The following is a 2,289-nucleotide window of genomic DNA, read 5'->3' on the forward strand; positions in this document are numbered from 1 at the left end:
GGTCAGCGTGCCGTCCCACTGCGAACTGATGCGCCCGGCTGCCGAGCGTTTCGCCGAGTCGATCGCTGCGATCAATTGGCAGGCGCCGCAGATTCCGTTGGTGCAGAACGTCAGTGCCGCCGTGGCCTCTGACCTGGAAACCCTCAAGCGCGATCTGCTGGAGCAGCTGTACAAGCCGGTTCGCTGGGTTGAGTCGGTGCAGACCCTGGCCGCCAACGGCGCCACCCAATTGGTAGAGTGCGGCCCGGGCAAAGTCCTCGCCGGCCTGAACAAGCGTTGCGCCGAAGGCGTGTCGACTTCCAACCTCAATACCCCGGATGCCTTCGCTGCCGCTCGCGCAGCCCTGGCCTGACGTTAATTTCCGAACCTAGGAGAAGCCTGCATGAGTCTGCAAGGTAAAGTTGCACTGGTCACCGGCGCAAGCCGTGGCATTGGCCAGGCGATCGCCCTGGAGCTGGGCCGTCTGGGCGCTGTGGTCATCGGTACCGCAACCTCCGCCGCCGGCGCTGAACGTATTGCTGCGACGCTGAAGGAAAACGGCGTCCAGGGCACAGGTCTTGAGCTTAACGTGACCAGCGATGAGTCCGTGGCGGCCGTATTGGCTGAAATCACGGCGCAATTCGGTGCACCGGCTATTCTGGTGAACAATGCCGGTATTACCCGCGATAACCTGATGATGCGTATGAAAGACGACGAGTGGCATGACGTCGTTGATACCAACCTGAACAGTCTGTTTCGCCTGTCCAAGGGTGTTTTGCGCGGCATGACCAAGGCTCGTTGGGGTCGAATTATCAATATTGGCTCTGTTGTGGGTGCCATGGGCAACGCAGGCCAAGTAAACTACGCAGCCGCCAAGGCCGGTCTGGAAGGTTTCAGCCGTGCATTGGCGCGTGAAGTAGGCTCGCGGTCGATTACGGTCAACTCGGTGGCCCCAGGGTTCATCGACACCGATATGACCCGCGAATTGCCTGAAGCGCAGCGTGAAGCGTTGCTGACGCAGATTCCGCTGGGCCGTCTGGGCCAGGCCCAAGAGATCGCGAATGTGGTCGCTTTCCTGGCATCCGACGGTGCGGCATACGTGACTGGGGCTACAATCCCGGTGAACGGCGGGATGTACATGAGTTAAATTGTGACGGATCGCTTCAAAAAAATGTCATACGAGCTGTCTAAAATCCGTTATAAAGCTGCAATCTATTTATAGGCAGATGGCCAATAGGGTACGAGGGTGAAGCTTTCAGTTGAAAAGCTGAAAAGTCTTTCTATACACTTACCCACTGGCCAGCTGCCTGAATTTGTCCATTAGGAGTGAAAACAAGGTATGAGCACCATCGAAGAGCGCGTCAAGAAAATCGTTGCCGAGCAACTGGGCGTTAAAGAAGAAGAAGTGACCAACAGCGCTTCCTTCGTTGAAGACCTGGGTGCCGACTCCCTTGACACCGTTGAGCTGGTGATGGCTCTGGAAGAGGAATTCGAGACCGAAATCCCGGACGAAGAAGCTGAAAAAATCACTACCGTTCAAGCTGCTATCGACTACGTTACTAGCCACCAGGCGTAATAGTTTGTAATCGTCGCTTGCTGTGATGGAAAAACCGCACTGCCCTATGGCGTGCGGTTTTTTCCTTTAAGCCTGATGCAAAGTGTCGTCATTAGAAAAAGGAGAGTGCTGTGTCGCGTAGACGCGTCGTAGTCACCGGTATGGGTATGTTGTCGCCACTGGGTACGGATGTGCCGAGCAGTTGGCAGGGCATTCTGGCTGGCCGCAGTGGTATTGGTCTGATCGAACACACGGACCTTTCTGCCTATTCCACCCGTTTTGGCGGCTCGGTAAAGGACTTCAATGTCGAGGAATATCTCTCGGTCAAAGAGTCCCGCAAACTCGACCTGTTCATTCAATACGGCCTGGCAGCCGGATTTCAGGCGGTGCGTAATGCCGGCCTGGAAGTCACCGACGCCAACCGTGAGCGCATCGGCGTGGCCATGGGTTCGGGTATTGGCGGTCTGACCAATATCGAAGAAACCAGCCGCACCCTGCATGAGTCCGGCCCTCGCAGAATTTCACCGTTCTTCGTGCCTGGCTCGATCATCAACATGATTTCCGGTTTCCTGTCCATCCACTTGGGTGCCCAGGGGCCTAACTACGCCATTTCCACGGCGTGCACCACGGGCACTCACTGCATCGGCATGGCGGCGCGCAATATCGCCTATGACGAGGCCGACGTGATGATCGCCGGCGGTGCCGAGATGGCCGCCTGCGGTTTGGGCATGGGCGGCTTCGGCGCGTCCCGTGCG

General features: G+C 57.3%; 3 protein-coding genes and 1 pseudogene. All 4 read left to right on the plus strand.

What is annotated here, in order from left to right; genetic code table 11:
- Positions 1-352 (plus strand): annotated as a pseudogene (locus tag HX846_RS25635) (ACP S-malonyltransferase); the annotation flags it as partial.
- Positions 353-382: 30 nt separating this feature from the next.
- Positions 383-1,126, plus strand: a complete 744-nt coding sequence (fabG, locus tag HX846_RS25640) for a 3-oxoacyl-ACP reductase FabG (RefSeq protein WP_004371297.1) — start codon at positions 383-385, stop codon at positions 1,124-1,126.
- A gap of 192 nt (positions 1,127-1,318) precedes the next feature.
- Entirely contained in the window at positions 1,319-1,555 is a 237-nt protein-coding gene (gene acpP, locus HX846_RS25645) for an acyl carrier protein (RefSeq protein ID WP_004371293.1), read from the plus strand.
- Between the two features lie 110 nt (positions 1,556-1,665).
- The coding region (locus HX846_RS25650; protein WP_372242014.1) for a beta-ketoacyl synthase N-terminal-like domain-containing protein at positions 1,666-2,289 on the plus strand (624 nt) is incomplete at its 3' end.

Origin of the sequence: Pseudomonas sp. K5002, from assembly GCF_013386655.1 — a bacterium.
Lineage (GTDB): Bacteria > Pseudomonadota > Gammaproteobacteria > Pseudomonadales > Pseudomonadaceae > Aquipseudomonas.

Excerpts from the sequence above, each read along its gene's own strand:
- fabG (WP_004371297.1), top strand. The coding sequence starts at position 383 with ATGAGTCTGCAAGGTAAAGTTGCACTGGTCACCGGCGCAAGCCGTGGC.
- acpP (WP_004371293.1), top strand. The coding sequence starts at position 1,319 with ATGAGCACCATCGAAGAGCGCGTCAAGAAAATCGTTGCCGAGCAACTG.